The sequence below is a fragment of the Psychrobacter sp. ENNN9_III genome, assembly GCF_001462175.1.
GTDB lineage: Bacteria > Pseudomonadota > Gammaproteobacteria > Pseudomonadales > Moraxellaceae > Psychrobacter.
The window spans coordinates 1-18298 of record NZ_LNUO01000178.1; the positions used below are offsets into that span (position 1 = coordinate 1).

Below are 18298 nucleotides of genomic sequence, written 5' to 3' on the forward strand. Positions count from 1 at the left end.
ACGGGGCCCCCTTACAATTTTTCCTTTTTTTATAACGTTTTGATTTTGAAGTATTCTCTTGAAATACCTACCAAACACACCAAATAATATCTGTAATCAATACCAATACTGTGAGTAAGGTTTAAACAATAAATAGTATTTTTGCACTGTTACCAACAAGTCATTAACCAGTATTGACACTATATATTTTTAGTTGAAATGCAAGATATTATCCCGCATATATATAGCAGACAAACAGAGGGCGTATATTATAGGCCTGTTATAAAAACTGTTAAAAAAATATGAATTATAAAAGGATTACCCTATGAGATTTGAAAAGTTTACGCAAAAGCTGCAGGCCGCTATCCAAGAGGCACAAAGCTTGGCATTAGGACGTGATAATACGGGCATTGACCCAGTGCACTTGCTTGCCGTTCTACTGCAGGATGAATCCAATTTATCTATCTGTCAGCAAGCAGGTGCCTCTATTCCTGCACTAAAAAATGGCGTGGCAAAAGCATTAGACAATCAAGCCAAGATTAGCGAGCCGACAGGGGATGTAAACCTAAACCCAAACGCAGTCAAAATTCTAAATCTTGCAGATCGTCAAGCGCAAAAAGCTGGTGATGATTTTATTGCCACTGAATGGGTCATATTGGCACTGGCTGAACAAGGTGAGACCAAAAAGATATTTGAGAGTGCTGGCGTGACTGCTGATAAGTTAAAAGCAGTTATCGAGCAATTACGTGGTAATGATAAAGTAGACAATCAAAACGCTGAAGATCAGCGTGATGCGCTCAACAAGTATACGATAAATCTGACCGAGCGAGCAGAGCTTGGCAAGCTCGACCCCGTCATCGGCCGTGATGAAGAGATTCGCCGTACTATTCAGGTTCTCTCGCGCCGTACCAAAAACAACCCCGTACTCATCGGTGAGCCAGGTGTCGGTAAGACGGCTATCGTTGAAGGTCTAGCACAAAAAATTATTCAAAAAGATGTGCCAGAAGGATTGCGTAATAAAGAAGTGCTGTCTTTAGATCTGGGCGCATTGATAGCTGGAGCGAAATTCCGCGGAGAGTTTGAAGAGCGTCTCAAAAGCGTACTGAGTGACTTGGCCAAGCAAGAAGGCAATGTCATCTTGTTTATTGATGAGCTGCATACCATGGTTGGTGCGGGCAAAACTGATGGCGCGATGGATGCAGGGAACATGCTAAAGCCTGCATTAGCACGCGGTGAGCTACATTGCGTTGGGGCAACGACCTTGGATGAGTATCGCCAATATATCGAAAAAGACGCGGCGCTTGAGCGTCGTTTCCAAAAGGTATTGGTTGATGAGCCGACGGTTGAAGATACAATTGCTATTTTGCGAGGTCTAAAAGAGCGTTATGAGCTGCATCACGGTGTCGACATTCAAGACAGCGCGATTATCGCAGCGGCGCGTATGAGTCATCGCTATATTACCGATCGTAAATTGCCAGATAAGGCCATTGATTTGATTGATGAAGCGGCAAGTCGTCTGCGTATGGAGATGGATAGTAAACCTGAAGCTTTAGGCAAACTTGATAGCCGTCTGATTCAGCTAAAGATGCAGCGTGAAGTGCTCAAAAATGAAGAAGATGCGGGCGCACGAGCTGAGCGTAAAGTACTTGATACGCAAATAGAAGAGCTTGAAAAAGAATACGCTGATCTTAATGAAGTCTGGCAAGCAGAAAAAGCTTTGGTCAAAGGCAGTCAGCAGCTAAAAGATGAGCTTGATAAAGCGCGTATTGCTTATGATAAAGCCAGTCGTGAAGGCGATTATGAGACCATGAGTAAACTGCAGTATGAGACCATTCCACAGCTTGAGCGCCGTATCAATGAGTCTGATCTGGCTGAGCAAGAAGAGCAGACAGGTGAGCCTACAGGTGTAAAATTACTGCGTAATAAAGTCACCGATAATGAGATCGCTGAAGTGGTAGCAGCGGCGACTGGTATTCCTGTCAGTAAGATGATGCAAGGTGAACGTGATAAGATGCTAGCGATGGAGGACAAACTCCACGAGCGCGTTATCGGTCAGGATGAAGCGGTCGAGTCAGTTGCTAATGCAGTACGTCGTAGCCGTGCAGGCTTGTCTGACCCCAATCGTCCTTCTGGCTCGTTTTTATTCCTAGGACCAACAGGGGTTGGTAAGACTGAGCTGACTAAGTCTTTGGCAAACTTCTTATTCGATAGTGAAGATGCGATGGTGCGTATCGACATGAGTGAGTTTATGGAAAAGCACAGTGTCAGCCGCTTGGTAGGTGCGCCTCCTGGTTATGTCGGTTACGAAGAAGGTGGTACATTGACAGAAGCTGTACGCCGTAAGCCTTATAGTGTGATATTGTTTGATGAGGTAGAAAAAGCGCATCCTGATGTGTTCAATATCTTATTGCAAGTTTTGGATGATGGGCGCTTGACTGATTCGCAAGGTCGCGTTGTAGACTTTAAGAATACTGTCATCATTATGACCAGTAATTTGGGTTCACATAAGATCCAAGAGATGGTCGGTGAAGATTACCAGGACATTAAAGCGGCAGTGATGGAGTCGGTTGGTGAGCATTTCCGTCCCGAGTTTGTAAACCGTATTGATGAGATTGTAGTGTTCCATGCGCTCGGACAAGAACAAATGGCCGGCATTGCTGATATCCAACTAGAGCGTCTGCGTCGCCGTTTACAAGATCGTGAGTTAGATATTACCTTATCTGATGAGGCGATGAATCAGTTGGTCGCAGTAGGTTATGACCCAGTATATGGTGCGCGTCCGCTAAAACGTGCAATCCAGCAAGAGATTGAAAACCCATTGTCATTAAAATTGCTGGCAGGTGACTTTGTCGCTGGTGACATTATCAAAGTCGATGTAGATGTGGATGATAAGCTGACCTTTGATAAGCTTAGAATGAGTTAATAACGCTAAAATTTAGTACAAAATCAACCTCTTATTTGCAATAGCAGATAAGGGGTTTTTTTGTACAAAAACATAATTTGTACCTTGATAGGGTTGTCACTTGCTATATTAGATAAAAGCAGATTGATAGGGAGAGCATGATGATAATCACTACCAAGCACGTAAAGATACCTTTGAGCATAGTAGCGTTACTATTTAGCGCCTCTGCTTGTTCTAACCCAACTACAGTAAATACCGATACAGCACCTACGCAAACAAAAGCGTCCGATAATGCTGCTAATGATGTCCAAAAAAGCACTATCAAACCTGAATTTACGACTAAAGAGTTTGCGACCTTTGATGAGCCATGGGCGATGACTGCGCTACCCAAAACAGCAAATGACCCCCTCAAATTACTCGTTACTCAAAAAACAGGCGAGCTCTTTATCGTTGATACTCAAACGGGTAATAAAACCCAAGTCAATGGTGTGCCAAGTGTGGCTTATGGCGGACAGGGTGGTCTTGGCGATATTATTTTAGCGCCTGATTTTGCAACGAATCAGATGGTATATATTAGTTATGTCGAAGCAGGAGACGGTTCCGACAACAATACTTTTGGTGCTAAGGTGATCAAAGCCAAACTTGTAGGGTTAGATACTGATGCGCCAAGTCTGCAGGCCATCACACCAATTTGGCAGCAGACTCCAAAAGTAAAAGGCCAAGGTCATTATAGTCATCGATTGCTATTTTCTCCTGATGGGCAGTACTTATACATCAGTTCAGGAGAGCGGCAGAAAAAAGACCCTGCGCAAGATATGACCGTTAATTTGGGTAAAATAATTCGGTTAAACGCTGATGGATCTGTGCCCAAAGACAATCCATTTGCAGGTAATACTCGCAACATTGCTTCACAGTTTTGGACGATAGGTCATCGTAATGTGCTTGGTATGGCATTTGATGAGTCAGGCAGATTGTGGGCTAATGAGATGGGACCACGCGGTGGTGATGAATTTAATCTTATTAAAAAAGGCAACAACTATGGCTGGCCCGTGGTTTCTAATGGCCGTAACTATTCAGGCACTGATATTCCTGATCACGATACCCGTCCTGAGTTCGAGCCGCCTAAGATTACGTGGACACCCGTCATTTCACCCTCGTCCATCAGTATCTATACTGCTGGTAATCAAGATGATTTTCCAGAATGGCAAGGAGATGCCCTTATGAGTGGCTTATCATCTAAAGCTTTAATCGTGGTCGATATGAAAGAGACAGGGGAAGCGTCTGAGCGTTATCGCTATGATATGGGCGCCCGTATTCGTGATGTTTTAGCAGTCGATGGCGAAGTGTGGGTACTAGAAGATGGCGATAATGGTAGGTTGTTACAGCTCTTGTCAAAATAGAGATATTCACGCTTATTTTAACTATATGCTTTTACCATATAGTTGCTTTAACGATAACCAACTTTTGATGTAGCAAGGATTAAAATTGTTAGAAAATCGATAAGTTAAGAGCAAATATTAATGCTTAATGCTTAATGCTTAATGCTTAATGCTTAATGCTTACTATAATTACTGTCTTCAACTCTGTTACAAGCTGTTAATCTGAAGTATTGCAATCAGTTGCAAACTTGTAAGTACTTGAATTAGATTTGATAGTTATGAAATATCTTGTTATTGTTAGCCTCTTAAAAAATTAAGGCAAATTTACAGATGGACCATGTAAAGGTTGAGAGACTAGGACCGTTTCCGCGAGTGAGCAAACCTGTCTTTATTACGTCGAGCATTTTAATCGTTGGCTTTATTATCTTTGGCGTGCTATTTACTGAGACTGCTGGAGCACTTTTTAGTTTTTTACAAGGTTTTATAACCGACAAGTTTGGCTGGCTCTTTATTTTATTAATGAACCTAGCTTTAGCGATATGTGTTTATTTAGCCATGAGCCGTTATGGTGATATTCGTTTGGGCCTTCAAACAGAGGCACCGCAATATAGTCTATTTTCATGGATTGGCATGTTGTTTTCTGCTGGTGTCGGTATTGGACTGATTTATTGGGGCACGGCTGAGCCTTTATATCATTTCATGGCTCCACCTTTGGGCGAGCCAAATAGTATAGAGACCGCCAAACAAGCAATAAATCTTACCTTTTTACATTGGGGTCTACATGCTTGGGCGCTATATGCGTTTGTCGCATTATCTCTTGCTTATTTCCATTATCGCCGCGGCCTACCTCTATCAATTCGCTCAACGCTTTATCCTTTACTAGGTAAGAAGATCTTTGGTAGATGGGGGCATGCTGTTGATATCTTAGCAGTATTTGGGACAATGTTCGGCGTTGTAACGTCTTTGGGTTTGGGCGTTATGCAAATAAACTCAGGACTTGAGAAGTTATTTGGTACGCCTAACAGTTTAACAGTACAAATTGCTTTAATTGCTTTTATAACGGTTTTGGCCGTTATTTCTGTTTTAATGGGCTTAGATAAAGGTATCAAGCGTCTTAGTGATATTAATATTGGGCTGACGGCTATCTTACTTGGTTTTATGGTCATCCTAGGACCAACGTTATTCATCTTTGATAGTTTCCTTGAAAATGTTGGTAATTACTTATCAGTGTTTGTTCCACTCGGACTGTGGGGCGAGGCTTATGAAGGTCAAGAAAATTGGCAGTCTTCATGGACGATATTTTATTGGGCGTGGTGGGTAAGTTGGGCGCCATTCGTCGGTATATTTATTGCACGTATTAGTCGCGGCCGTACCATTCGTGAGTTCGTGTTGGGGGTCATGTTAATACCAATAACAATCTTGTTTTTCTGGTTTACGACTTTTGGCGGCGTTGCTATTCATATGGAGTTGCTCGCTGCTATTGATCCCACTTTAGCTAGTCCAGGACTCGTTGAAGCGGTACAAGCAGATTTTGGTAGTGCAATTTTTAAACTGATTGAGTATTACCCGTTAACCAAACCGATTACTTTTATAATTGTTATTATGATTATACTTTGGTTCGTGACATCCTCAGATTCGGCAAGCTTTGTCATTGATATGCTAACTGCCGGTGGCGATACCAATCCGCCAAAAATACAGCGTTTATTTTGGGCAAGTACTGAAGGTGTCATTGCCGCAGTTTTACTTGCAGCGGGTGGGCTAAGTGCTTTACAGGCAGCAGCGATCGTAGCAGGTCTACCATTTGCTTTGGTTGTATTTGTAATGATGTACGCACTTTTACGCGGCTTAAGTAGAGATCAATTGATACTGTACAGAGCTCAACAGTACTACATCACTGCAGAATCAGCAGATCACAATACTGCCAATGAGTTCGTTGATGAAGATTTATTAAAAGGTCCGCCCAAGATTGTCAAAGGTGACTAACTCGTATTAATTGCTAGCGTCATTGTTGTTACAGTAATTGTCATACACAGATAGCCCTCACATTTAGGGCTATTTTTATGTGATTATATTTATTTTTAGGTTTGATAGGTCACTTATATCCAAACATAGTGGCACAACTCTATTTTAGGAAGGTATTATGAGTGAACTCAAAATTGGTCGTTTAGGACCTTTTCCACGAGTCAATAAGCCTGTTTTTATTGCTTCGGCAGTTTTAATCGTGGGTTTTATTATATTTGGTGCTCTGTTTCATGAGCTAGCTGATACAGTATTTGCTGCAGCACAGGGTTTCATTACTCGGCGATTTGGCTGGCTGTTCGTTATCTTGATGAACGTGGCAGTGGTTTTAAGTTTATATTTGATTTTTTAGTAAGTATGGTGACATCCGCTTGGGTCATCAGACTGAAAGGCCACAATATAGTCTGCCGTCTTGGATCGGTATGTTGTTCTCAGCAGGTATTGGTATCGGTATCATGTACTGGGGCACCGCAGAACCTGTATATCATTTTATGGCACCACCTCTTGGCGAAGCTGAGACAGTAGAAGCTGCCAAACAAGCGATGAACATCTCGTTTCTGCATTATGGTATCCATGCTTGGGCTATTTATGCCATCGTGGCATTGTCCTTGGCATACTTTCACTTTCGCCGTGGTCTACCACTCTCTATTCGCTCAAGTTTGTATCCGTTATTGGGTAAAAGGATTTATGGCGGGTGGGGCCATGCTGTTGATACTTTAGCCGTATTCGGTACGATGTTTGGTGTCGTCACAACCTTGGGTTTTGGTGTATTACAAATCAATTCAGGGCTTGAGGGATTGTTTGGTATACCAAATTCGGTACCTGTACAAATTATCCTGATTGCTTTTATTACTATGCTTGCCTGTGGTTCTTTATTAATGGGATTGGATAAAGGCATCAAGCGTCTTAGTGATACCAATATTGTTTTGACCTTTGTGTTGCTAGCGTTTGCTTTTATCATGGGTCCAACCCAATACATCATGGACAGCTTGGTTGAAAACGTCGGTAACTATGTACAAAATATCGTTCAGTTAGGCTTTTGGAGTGAAGCTTATAGTAAGGGCGATTGGCAGTCATCATGGACCATTTTCTATTGGGCTTGGTGGATTAGCTGGTCACCATTTGTTGGCGTGTTTATCGCTCGTATTAGCCGTGGCCGTACCATTCGTGAATTCTTGTTAGGTGTATTATTTATTCCTATGGTTATTCTGTTTTTCTGGTTCACAACCTTCGGCGGTGTGGCTGTAAATATGGAGCTGATTGGCAATCCTGGATTCATTGAAGTGGTACAAAATGACTATGGTAATGCGATTTTTAAATTGATGGAGTTCTATCCATTTACGCAAGCCACAACGATGTTAATCATCATCATGATTGTTTTATGGTTTGTGACCTCATCAGATTCAGCAAGTTTTGTGATCGATATGCTAACCGCAGGTGGTGAGACCAATCCGCCCAAGATCCAACGTCTATTTTGGGCGATAACTCAAGGCTTTGTTGCTGCTATTCTGTTGGCAGCGGGCGGCTTAGGCGCTCTACAAGCAGCTGCTATCGTGGCAGGTTTCCCGTTCGCTATCGTCGTCTTTGTCATGCTATATGCTATGATACGAGGGTTCAATCGTGACGAGCTTATATTGTACCGTGCAGAGCAGAGGTTTATCACTGAAGAGTCAGTTGAGCACAATACAGCGAACGAATTCGTTGATGAAGAGCTATTGGACGGGCCACCTGAGATTGCTAAAGGTGACTAAATCATAGTAACCACTGAATGTCTCGAAACAAAACCTCAATCTATTCGTAGATTGGGGTTTTATTAGTTAATATAGCCAACAAAGCACTGAATAGAGTAAGACTACCTTCAAGCCGTACTTGTCGATAAACAGAATCTTGGCTTTTATGACTTATTTCTCACTTTACAGTCAGTCGTAACGATGTTGTGTTTGATAAATGGTTAATATCTTGATAGGGTGACGCTCTTTTAAGTTTGGAAAAATCTATGGATCACGTCAAGGTTGGTCGATTGGGCCCTTTTCCAAGGGTAAGTAAACCAGTATTTCTGTCTTCAGCGATTTTAATTGTCGCATTTATCATCTTTGGTGCCTTTTTTAATGAGCTGGCAAGCGTAGTGTTTGGGCAAGCAAAAGCGTTTATCTCAATGCGTTTTGGCTGGTTCTTTATTGTGGTAGTCAACTTAGCCGTGGTCATGAGTATCTATTTGATATTCAGCCGATATGGTGATATCAGGCTCGGACATCAGATGGAAAAGCCGGAATACAAACTCATATCTTGGATTGGTATGTTGTTTTCAGCGGGTATCGGTATTGGTTTGCTTTATTGGGGTACGGCTGAGCCGTTGTACCACTTTATGGCGCCGCCACTTGGTGAAGGAGAGACAGTCGCATCTGCTAAGCTTGCAATGAACATCTCTTTTTTGCATTACGGTATTCATGTGTGGGCGATTTATGGCATGGTGGCTTTAGCGTTGGCTTATTTTCACTATCGCCGCGGTTTGCCACTGGCAATTCGCTCAACGCTCTATCCATTGTTAGGTCAAAGAATCTATGGGCGTTGGGGTCATACTGTCGATACCTTAGCTGTGTTTGGCACAATGTTTGGGGTGGTCACAACCTTAGGTCTAGGCGTGTTACAGATAAACTCTGGTCTTGAGAGTCTATTTGGTATTCCTAATAATATCACCGTACAGATTGTCTTGATTGCGGTTATTACAGCGCTTGCTGGGTTGTCTTTATTGATGGGACTGGATAAAGGTATTAAGCGTTTAAGTGATATTAATATCTTTTTGACTATCGTGTTATTAAGCTTTGTGATTATTTTAGGTCCAACGCAGTTTATATTTAATAGTTTTGTAGAGAATATCGGTAATTATCTGCATCAAGTTATTCCGCTAGCTTTATGGACAGAGTCTTATGAAGGTCAAGAAAACTGGCAATCTTCATGGACGATTTTTTATTGGGCATGGTGGATTAGCTGGTCACCGTTCGTTGGCGTATTCGTCGCTCGTATCTCTCGTGGTCGCACTATTCGTGAGTTTATATTAGGGGTATTATTAATTCCGGTTACCATATTATTCTTATGGTTTACAGCCTTTGGTGGATCGGCAGTACACATGGAGCTGACTGCTGCAGTCAGCCCTGATATTGTCAGTCCTGGACTGGTTGAGGCAGTGAGAGCAGATACCGGTAGTGCTATCTTTAAATTAATGGAAACCTATCCGTTTACTCAAGCAGCAACCGCCTTGATTATTATAATGATCGTACTATGGTTTGTGACCTCGTCCGACTCCGCCAGCTTCGTCATTGATATGTTGACGTCAGGTGGTGATACCAATCCACCCAAGATTCAGCGTCTGTTTTGGGCAGGAACTGAAGGCGTTATCGCAGCGATATTGTTAGCAGCAGGGGGGTTAGGGGCATTGCAGGCTGCTGCTATAGTGTCAGGATTCCCATTTGCTATTGTTATGCTGGTCATGATGTATGCACTACTTCGCGGCTTGAGCCGAGATCGTCTGGTGTTATATCGCAATCAGCAGTGGTTTGTCACTGAGGAGTCGGCAGAACACAATTCAGCGAATGAGTTCCGTGATGAACATTTGCTAAAAGGCCCTCCTAAAATTACTAAGTCCGATTAGTAAGATTGCATAAATAACATGAATAATAAAAGACCCCAGTTTATATATAAGCTGGGGTCTTTTTATGATTATCAGGCTGAGTTTTTATGCAGGACTCCTAAAAGCTTAGACGCACTTGCCTGGTATATAACCTATCGCTGCAGTTGTGCCACAGGCTGAGCAGGCGTTGCCCGCTGTGCGATAACTGATGGTCGAGCCAACTTTCGTGGTTACGCAAACAGGGTCGTATTGCATGGTACATATGTTTTGCTCTGGGTTGTGAGGCGGACACTCAGTAAACAATTCATCGCTAGGCGCTGGTTGATTAGTGGCTGGTGTATGAATTGGAGTGGTGTCGGGCTCGGCGACACTCGGTATATTGCTACAGCCTACTAAGGTCATCGCGACGGATATTCCTAGTAACGACAAGCATGAGCGCCCGGATGTCAAAAAATTATTATTAAACATAATATATCCTTATTTATGAAGATCATAATTTGTGGAAGTTGTAATTTATGAAACCTACAACGTCCTGTTGTAGTAGATAAGCTAATAATCGGTTGTATAGCAGACTATTCTGCTTTATCTGCTTTTATAAGTTAATGACGGCCTAAGCTTGAATGGCCCAAGTAACCTAAGTATTAGCCTAATTGTAGTCAGTCACTTGCTAAAAAGATAGCCAATAAAAAACCCCAGTCTATAAATAGGCTGGGGTTTTGTTTAAATATTAAATAATAAAGTAGTTACTTAGATGACTTATCATCTTGGTTAAGCTGTACATATTTGTCAAAGTTTTGCGCATAATCGGTCAAATTATCACTTAGCATCTGACGGTACTGTTTAACGTAAAACTCTACGATGTCGTCTTTTTCTTTTGCAAAGTCATCACCTTTCACAAAGCCAATAGAGGCGACCGAAGCGCTATAACGCGCTGCTGCATAAAGTAATGAAGCACCGACTTGCCCTGAATGAGCTTCAGGACCCAATTGACTATTTGCAACCCCGATAATAGCATCGGCACGCTGATAAAACGCCTGCATTTCAGGGGTGATTTCAGTCATCGCTTCAGCATTGTCGTTTAAATTTTGGTTTTGAGCGTTGTTATCAATATTGTCTTGAGACATAAGCAACTCCTATTGAGTGTCTGTAAATATGGGTTTATAAACCTGCATCTGCTTTTAGTAATTCAGCTTTGTCTGTTTTTTCCCAAGTAAAAGCAGTATCAGAGCCGACGCGACCAAAATGACCGAAAGTTGCTGTGCGTTGATACATAGGCTGGAGTAGGTTTAGCATTTGGGTAATGCCATAAGGGCGCAGGTCAAAATGCGTACGAATCAGACGAATGATTTCATCAGAGCTGATTTTACTCGTACCAAAAGTATTAACTGATATAGAAGTAGGTTCAGCAACTCCAATCGCGTAGCTGACTTGTACTTCACAGCGCTCGGCCAAACCTGCTGCGACGATATTTTTGGCGACATAACGTACTGCATAAGCGGCACTGCGATCGACTTTTGAAGGGTCTTTACCACTGAAGGCACCGCCACCGTGGCGAGCCATACCGCCGTAGGTATCGACGATGATTTTACGTCCGGTTAAGCCTGCATCACCGACAGGTCCGCCAATAACGAACTTGCCAGTTGGGTTGATGTGGTAGCGAGTACCAGCATGCAACAGGTCGGCTGGCAGTACTTGTTTGATGATAGATTCCATGACTGCTTCTTGCAGATCTTTTTGCGAAATACTTGGATCATGCTGAGTAGACAATACCACAGCATCAATTGCAGTCGGACGATTGCCATCATATTTTAAGGTAACTTGTGCTTTTGCATCTGGACGTAACCAAGGCAGGTCACCAGCACGGCGTAGCTCAGACTGACGCTCCATAAGACGATGTGCAAACTCGATAGGAGCAGGCATTAACACATCGGTTTCATTGCTAGCATAACCAAACATCAAGCCTTGATCACCAGCGCCTTGCTCTTCTGGGCTGTTACGATCGACACCTTGAGCGATTTCAGGTGATTGCTTGCCAAGCATGTTGATCACTGCGCAAGTCTCACCATCAAAACCAAGATCTGAGTGATGATAACCAATACCATTGACCGTATCACGTACAATACGCTCCAAATCAATGTTGGCGGTAGTGGTCACTTCGCCTGCTAGTATCACTGCACCAGTTTTGACCAGCGTCTCGCATGCTACGCGAGCTTGGATGTCTTCACGTAAGATGGCGTCAAGGATAGCGTCTGAGATTTGGTCGGCCATTTTATCAGGATGGCCTTCGCTTACAGATTCAGATGTAAATAAGTTGTATTCACGCATAGTTAGATCGCTTAATTGCAAGGACTGTCATTACTAAATCAGTCATAATTGAATGTTAACGGAAAATAAGAGGCAAAAGTGAACCAAAAAATTAGCACATTTTACCGTGAATCGAGTGAAAACTCTAGTGTAGCTATTGTTGCTATCAATCGTAAAAATCATCGAGTTGGCTAAATTTCTGCTAATAGTTATCTGTATTGTTTTTCTTTGAGTTGGGTTATCTCTATTAGACAATACTAGCTATAAAGAATTTCAAATCTCTACAAACGTAGCTTTGTCCTTAAACATGCATTCTTCATAAACCGGACAGGCGCCGCATTTAGGGGTACGCGCTTGACAGGTATAGCGCCCATGTAAGATGAGATAGTGATGAGCGTCAACCAATAGGTCTTCTGGAATGCGCTCGACCAGTCTTTTCTCTACCATCAATACGTTCTTACCAGTGGCCAGCCCCGTGCGATTGCTAACACGGAAAATATGCGTATCGACTGCCATTGTTGGTTGTCCAAAGGCTGTGTTCAAGACCACGTTAGCGGTTTTGCGCCCCACACCAGCGAGCGACTCTAAGTCTTTACGGTTATCAGGTACGGTGCTGTCAAATTTCTCTATTAAATCGCGACAGGCTTTGATCACATTTTTGGCTTTGGCATTATATAAGCCAATATTTTTGATATAAGATTTTAGGCCTTCTTCACCCAATGCCAATATGGCCTCAGGAGTATTGGCGACAGGGTATAGCTGCTGGGTTGCAATATTGACACTCACATCAGTCGCTTGTGCAGAGAGTATGACTGCGATAAGTAGCTCAAAATTATTACTGTAGTTTAATTCGGTAATGGGATCGTCAATAGTAGCAGCCAACTTCTCAAAGAACGGTCGTACGTTACGATTGGGTAATCGTCTCGATGGCGGTGTGTCTGCAGTTTTGTGTTTGACAGTTTTACTCATAGGATATAGACAATATTTTTATAGCTGTTGATGTTAATAGTGGTTAAGGTCGATACTAAATTAGATCAAATAAGATAACAGAATACGGACAAATTATAACTGAGACAGTTGATCTTGCAACGTAGCCAACTCGGCACTTTTCTCTGGATTAGGACGGACGCTTAGCTGTTTTTCTAGTTTTTTGATTTTGGTACGTAGTTTGGCGGCAGCAATAGTGTTTTTTGCTTGCTGCTCATCAATGTCAATCGCTTGTGCGCTGGCGTTATTTAGCTTGGCTTCTACCATACTGACGACAGGTCTACTATTGTTAATGTCGGCCAGTTGCTCAGTTACGCGCCTAAGATGCGTATGATAACGTTGTCGCAGCTCATTTTGTTCTTGGAGGCGCTCTGCTGCTGACAATTCACGCTCGATAGGTACAAGATCAATGCAGTCCACAGGGCAGGGTGCGATACACAACTCACAACCGGTGCATAAATCTGTAAAAATCGTATGCATATGTTTGCCAGTACCGACGATAGCATCGACTGGGCAGGCAGGGATGCACTTCGTACAACCGATACAATCATCTTCACGAATGATGGCACGTACTTCATGCGGACGCTCGGTCGTAGGGTCTATTGGCCACTTTGACGGTACAGCAATCAAGCGTTCGTGCTCACTACTTGAGGTTTGGTTCTGTGAAAAGACCGTATCCAAAGTATCATGATCTGCGTCTAAAATAAGGGCAATTGCATCACTAACAGGTTGACCTCCAGGCACACATTTATTATGTGGTTCACCATTTATAACGATAGCGGTAGCATAAGGTAGACACCCATCGGGATGATCGCAAAGACCGCACTGGGTCTGGGGTAGACACGAATCTACATACGCAATTTGCTGTTGTGTGTCAGCTGGGAGCGTCTCTAAAGTTAACGTATCAAACAGTATGGGCAAGTTTGTTAGACGAGTATGAATATCACTGGGCATTTAATCAAAGGCCTTAAAACTGGCGTAAAGAATGGGTGAGAGCTACTATACTATTGGTAGCTACTAGTATAGATAATCTATCATAAAAGAGTATTGTTCATAATGGCATGCTACTGATTACACGCTAATATATTCTATAAAGCTAAAGTATTATGCCTTGTTCGTGAGCAATTTGCGCAATTAAATCGTAAGCAATACTGCCCTTAAAAGGTATCTTTGGTAAGTTTGAGATATCAAAAAAGTCGGCGTGCGAGAGCTCATCTTCTTGTATGACTATCTGACCGCTAGTGTAAGACGCTCGAAACCCTAGCATTAAGTTTGAGGGAAATGGCCATGGTTGGCTACTGACATAGTGGATGTCAGTCAAGCGAATACCTACTTCTTCTAACACCTCTCGCATTACGGCATGCTCTAGACTTTCACCTACTTCTACAAAGCCTGCAATCAAGCCATATTGAAGCTGCGTGCTTGGTCGACCATAGCGGTGATGGTGTGCCAAGAGTATCTGCATCTCACCGGTTTGTGGGTTTGGACGGGTGATGGCTGTGATGACACAAGGTTGTACTCGTGGATACTGGCGTAAGCGGCAGACTGGACAGACCATCGCACGCTCGCCAAATTTGGCTACCGTAACCGAAGCGCTGCAGCGACTACAAAACTGAGTATCTGCTTGCCAGCGCAGCAATTGAATCGCTTGGCTCAGCTGCGTCGAGAGAGCAACTGGTAGCTGGGTGATAAGCTGCCTATAAGTAATGAAGTTTATCTCGTCAGTACGGGCTAATGGCGTCTGCAATACAGTTGACTCATGGGAGTCTTTAGTTAAGTTGGGAATAGCAATGCCGTGAGTTTGCGCATAATCATAAGTAATGGCAATGGTAGCAGGTACATCATCGCCATCAATAGGCTCAGGGCTTGTATCCAATGCTAGCGACTCATTAGTCTCCCAATTGCTTGCTGCTAAGCTTGCCAGTAACTCCACACGGCCAACCTGATAAAGCTTAATTGATGACTCTGCTGCTTGGTCTTTTTTGACAATATCACTGTTAATAGCCAAAACAGGAAATTGCAGAGGTCGCCAGCCTTTTGTAGTATAGCGGCACAGTACAGTCTCGTTATTAATCACAAAGGCGGTAGTCATAAATAGCTATCCAAAGCAGCAAGAGGGTTGCCTAAAAGTTGCTTGTATTTATTTGTAACAGTTAAGCGGCAAGTAGTTGGCTTAAACTATCCTGAGCAACATCAAGCGATTTTTTGCTCACAGGATGGTTGTTCTCAAAACCATCTAAGCGATAGTCTACTGCCATAAGTACATCAGCTATATGAGCAAGTGTACGATCATCTATACTTTGACCACTTTCAAGACGTTTTTGCATATTGGTGGTCAACTGGCCAAGCATATTTGCGGGTGTAGGCAATTGTAAGAAGCGTATTGCGCCTGCGACTTGATGTATCAGATCAGGTATGTTTTCGATGTTGAGCAGGTCACGATTGTCATCCATTAAATAATCGTTAATTGCTTGCTCTGCACTTGATAGAGCTGTACGGCTCTCTTGTACCAACGTATCATAGGCCGTATCGATTTGGTGTAATGAGATATGCTGACTATGCGTTGCCAAATGAATAGCGCCTGGAGTGTGTATTTTTGCCATCGCGTTCGAAGCGTTCTCTGCATGCATCAGTGCTAATAGTAGATAATCAAACTCATCAGGTGTTGGCGTCTGCCATTTTGCTACAGATGAGGCTACATTTTTGAGTGAAGTTGCCGCATCAGCTAAGCATAATAACTGCAATGCTGAGCCCAGCTCTATAAGATCGGCAGCTATTGAGCTTACTTGTACCGCCGCAGGGCTAAGTGTATCACCGCGGGCATAACTATCGACTTTTTCTTTAACAGTGCTGATTTGGTTTTGAATAATATCATTTAGCGTGTCAGTAATGGCACGGTTTGGTCCAAACAAGAAGCGTTGCATCTGCGTAAGCTGTGACGACTCAATCCGATTATTTGCATACTGAGTACGTAGCTTTTGCGCTTGTTGATTATCGCGCTGGCAAGCAAAACTCACTAAGTCTGCAAAACGGGCGTCCATTACTGGCAAGTAGCTATGAAACTGCTGCTCTAAGTAGATAAGTGTATGTTTTTGACTAGCACTTAACGGTAAGATGTCTTTGATATCTGTGACAGCAGCCGTTGCCGCTTGCCAAAACAAACTGTCAGTGTGGGCGGCAATCATTGCACAAGCAGCACTCATGGCATTAAGTTTTTGCTGGGCATCTGCTGTTAGTGGCGCATGTTTGGCAAGGACCACATTTAGACCACTACGATAAGCATTAGCGAGTAAATCACTATCGAGATTTAGCTCGCTTAAAGGTTTGAAGTTCTGTTCAGGATTGGCAATGATGACGCTGCTGCTACCAAAATCAGAAAAATAATCGGCATCGATCGTATCTTGCTGACTATGAGCATATAGTTTGTTAATAATTGGCAAGAGTAGAGTTGGCTCAACTGTCTCGGTCAATAGTACAAATTCAACATAACGATCAAGTGTCATGATCGCCTCTGACAAATCCATAATCAAAGCGGTGTCACTGTTGTTATTATTGTCATAAAGTTGTTGTAGACCTTGTGCGATAGCCGTACTTAGTAGCTGTCCGCCAGTCAATGCAATCAATTTAAAAATACAAGACAGTTGTGTTAATACGCTAATAGAGTCTAACAATAAAGAGACTTGTTCGTGATCATCGTTAAATTCGCTAAGATGATTTTCAGTATCTTTTAGAATGACCGTAATCTCATTATGCAGCAGATGTAGAGAGGGCAAGTTAAAGTTAGTGATACTAAGGGCAGGGGTGGTCAACATTGTTTGCTCAGACTGGCTCATAGTTTTTTCCATAAAGTGTTGATAGAGTCGACTCTAGCAGCAGATAGTTATTGATAAAAGTGGGCTTTTTAGTATGTCATTAGACAAATGACTGGCTTAGCCCGACCAATTATGCGCAGTAACACGCTCTACCACTGCGATAGCCTAGCGTTTAATTCAGGGTAATCTTCTGCTAAACCTGCAAACCAGTTTTGATTGGCATGGTTGTCTACGGTTGACTCTAGCAATAAAGATGCCAAATTCGCAAAATTAGCATGAGCGGTGTTTCCACCCTCTGTTTGAGTATCTTCTTCGATCGCTAACGTTACCTGTCCACCCGTCATTGCCAGATAAACTTCAGCTAAGATCTCCGAATCTAATAAAGCACCGTGAAAAGTACGGTCTTGCTTACCGACATCTAGCCGGCGCACCAAAGCATCCAAGGTGTTTTTTTGTCCAGGATACTGCTGCTTTGCCATCAACAAAGAGTCAGTCACTTGTACACGCTCGGCGAAGTCTGTCAGACCAACTTTACTAAACTCCATGCTTAAAAAGTTCATATCAAACGTGGCGTTGTGAGCGATGATTTCTGCGCCATCCATAAAGTCATATAACGACTTAGCAACTTGATCGAAGGTTGGCTTATCTGCCAAAAAAGCTTCGGAGATACCGTGAATACGAATGACCTCCTCATCCATACCGCGCTGCGGGTTGATATAAACATGGAGCTTTTCGCCCGTAAACTTACGACCGACCATCTCGACAATACCGACCTCAATCACGCGGTCACCTTTAAGAGGATCAAGTCCTGTCGTCTCTGTATCCATGATGAGCTGACGATTGGGCTCGTGTCGATGGATAGGCTTTGGCAGTAGCGGACGAAAATTGGGGTTAGCACGACCAGTATCACCATCGAATTTTGGCAAGTCTACTGACATGTTGGTTGTATCGCTGTGTGCATTCGTCTCATCTGATATCATAGTATCGATACTCACTGGCTGCGTAGCATTGTCTGGTTGTTGCTTGGCTGATAAAGGCTTTGAATCATTATTATCTGACATCTCATCTAAAGGGGTTTCGTACGACTCTTCATCTAAATCATTATCCATCATATTAAAGCCTAATGGATCGTTATTTAGCCAGTCATTAGCGGTTATTTTATCTTTTTTTTTAGCAATATCATCGTCAATAGGTTCAAAGCTATTTATAGAATGCGCTGTAGATGAGTGCTCGCTACTAGAAGTGACGCCCAGATTGGCCAGCTCATCAGCTTTCTCATTGCCTGCGT

General features: G+C 42.9%; 12 protein-coding genes and 1 pseudogene. 5 read left to right on the top strand and 8 right to left on the bottom strand.

Annotated features, from left to right (window positions below; translation table 11 throughout):
• Nucleotides 1–304: 304 nt before the first annotated feature.
• From clpB to PENNN9_RS10985, 5 genes and pseudogenes are all read left to right on the top strand, one after another.
• Complete coding sequence (gene clpB / locus PENNN9_RS10965; protein WP_058369718.1) at nucleotides 305–2902, top strand: ATP-dependent chaperone ClpB; 2598 nt, start codon at nucleotides 305–307, stop codon at nucleotides 2900–2902.
• 140 nt (nucleotides 2903–3042) lie between these two features.
• Nucleotides 3043–4281, top strand: a complete 1239-nt coding sequence (locus PENNN9_RS10970; protein WP_264752953.1) for a PQQ-dependent sugar dehydrogenase — start codon at nucleotides 3043–3045, stop codon at nucleotides 4279–4281.
• A gap of 309 nt (nucleotides 4282–4590) precedes the next feature.
• Entirely contained in the window at nucleotides 4591–6243 is a 1653-nt protein-coding gene (locus PENNN9_RS10975) for a BCCT family transporter (RefSeq protein WP_058369720.1), read from the top strand.
• Nucleotides 6244–6400: 157 nt separating this feature from the next.
• Nucleotides 6401–8030 (top strand): annotated as a pseudogene (locus PENNN9_RS10980) (BCCT family transporter).
• 245 nt (nucleotides 8031–8275) lie between these two features.
• On the top strand, nucleotides 8276–9928 hold the full coding sequence (locus tag PENNN9_RS10985) for a BCCT family transporter (protein WP_058369721.1): 1653 nt from the start codon (nucleotides 8276–8278) through the stop codon (nucleotides 9926–9928).
• 105 nt (nucleotides 9929–10033) lie between these two features.
• Here PENNN9_RS10985 and PENNN9_RS10990 read toward each other — a convergent pair whose 3' ends face one another.
• The 8 genes from PENNN9_RS10990 to dnaQ all read right to left on the bottom strand — a co-directional run.
• Entirely contained in the window at nucleotides 10034–10375 is a 342-nt protein-coding gene (locus PENNN9_RS10990; RefSeq protein ID WP_058369722.1) for a hypothetical protein, read from the bottom strand.
• A 275-nt stretch (nucleotides 10376–10650) separates the two neighbouring features.
• Nucleotides 10651–11031: a DUF3144 domain-containing protein gene (locus PENNN9_RS10995; protein ID WP_058369723.1), complete on the bottom strand. Its 381-nt coding sequence runs from the start codon at nucleotides 11029–11031 to the stop codon at nucleotides 10651–10653.
• A gap of 34 nt (nucleotides 11032–11065) precedes the next feature.
• On the bottom strand, nucleotides 11066–12232 hold the full coding sequence (gene metK / locus PENNN9_RS11000) for a methionine adenosyltransferase (RefSeq protein ID WP_058369724.1): 1167 nt from the start codon (nucleotides 12230–12232) through the stop codon (nucleotides 11066–11068).
• A gap of 252 nt (nucleotides 12233–12484) precedes the next feature.
• Nucleotides 12485–13180 carry an endonuclease III gene (gene nth / locus PENNN9_RS11005; RefSeq protein ID WP_058369725.1) on the bottom strand — a complete coding sequence of 232 codons (696 nt, stop codon included), beginning with the start codon at nucleotides 13178–13180 and terminating at the stop codon, nucleotides 12485–12487.
• 93 nt (nucleotides 13181–13273) lie between these two features.
• A complete protein-coding gene (locus tag PENNN9_RS11010; RefSeq protein WP_058369726.1) occupies nucleotides 13274–14152 on the bottom strand; it encodes an RnfABCDGE type electron transport complex subunit B in 879 nt (292 codons plus the stop codon).
• A 142-nt stretch (nucleotides 14153–14294) separates the two neighbouring features.
• On the bottom strand, nucleotides 14295–15290 hold the full coding sequence (nudC, locus tag PENNN9_RS11015; RefSeq protein WP_058369727.1) for an NAD(+) diphosphatase: 996 nt from the start codon (nucleotides 15288–15290) through the stop codon (nucleotides 14295–14297).
• A gap of 61 nt (nucleotides 15291–15351) precedes the next feature.
• Nucleotides 15352–17031, bottom strand: coding sequence for a hypothetical protein (locus PENNN9_RS11020; RefSeq protein WP_178379381.1), 1680 nt, complete (start codon nucleotides 17029–17031; stop codon nucleotides 15352–15354).
• Nucleotides 17032–17159: 128 nt separating this feature from the next.
• Nucleotides 17160–18298 (bottom strand): DNA polymerase III subunit epsilon (gene dnaQ / locus PENNN9_RS11025; RefSeq protein ID WP_058369729.1); only part of this gene is annotated, 1139 nt, incomplete at its 5' end.

Coding starts and splice junctions, on each gene's coding strand:
- clpB (WP_058369718.1), top strand. CDS start 305: ATGAGATTTGAAAAGTTTACGCAAAAGCTGCAGGCCGCTATCCAAGAG.
- PENNN9_RS10970 (WP_264752953.1), top strand. CDS start 3,043: ATGATAATCACTACCAAGCACGTAAAGATACCTTTGAGCATAGTAGCG.
- PENNN9_RS10975 (WP_058369720.1), top strand. CDS start 4,591: ATGGACCATGTAAAGGTTGAGAGACTAGGACCGTTTCCGCGAGTGAGC.
- PENNN9_RS10985 (WP_058369721.1), top strand. CDS start 8,276: ATGGATCACGTCAAGGTTGGTCGATTGGGCCCTTTTCCAAGGGTAAGT.
- PENNN9_RS10990 (WP_058369722.1), bottom strand. CDS start 10,375: ATGTTTAATAATAATTTTTTGACATCCGGGCGCTCATGCTTGTCGTTA.
- PENNN9_RS10995 (WP_058369723.1), bottom strand. CDS start 11,031: ATGTCTCAAGACAATATTGATAACAACGCTCAAAACCAAAATTTAAAC.
- metK (WP_058369724.1), bottom strand. CDS start 12,232: ATGCGTGAATACAACTTATTTACATCTGAATCTGTAAGCGAAGGCCAT.
- nth (WP_058369725.1), bottom strand. CDS start 13,180: ATGAGTAAAACTGTCAAACACAAAACTGCAGACACACCGCCATCGAGA.
- PENNN9_RS11010 (WP_058369726.1), bottom strand. CDS start 14,152: ATGCCCAGTGATATTCATACTCGTCTAACAAACTTGCCCATACTGTTT.
- nudC (WP_058369727.1), bottom strand. CDS start 15,290: ATGACTACCGCCTTTGTGATTAATAACGAGACTGTACTGTGCCGCTAT.
- PENNN9_RS11020 (WP_178379381.1), bottom strand. CDS start 17,031: ATGAGCCAGTCTGAGCAAACAATGTTGACCACCCCTGCCCTTAGTATC.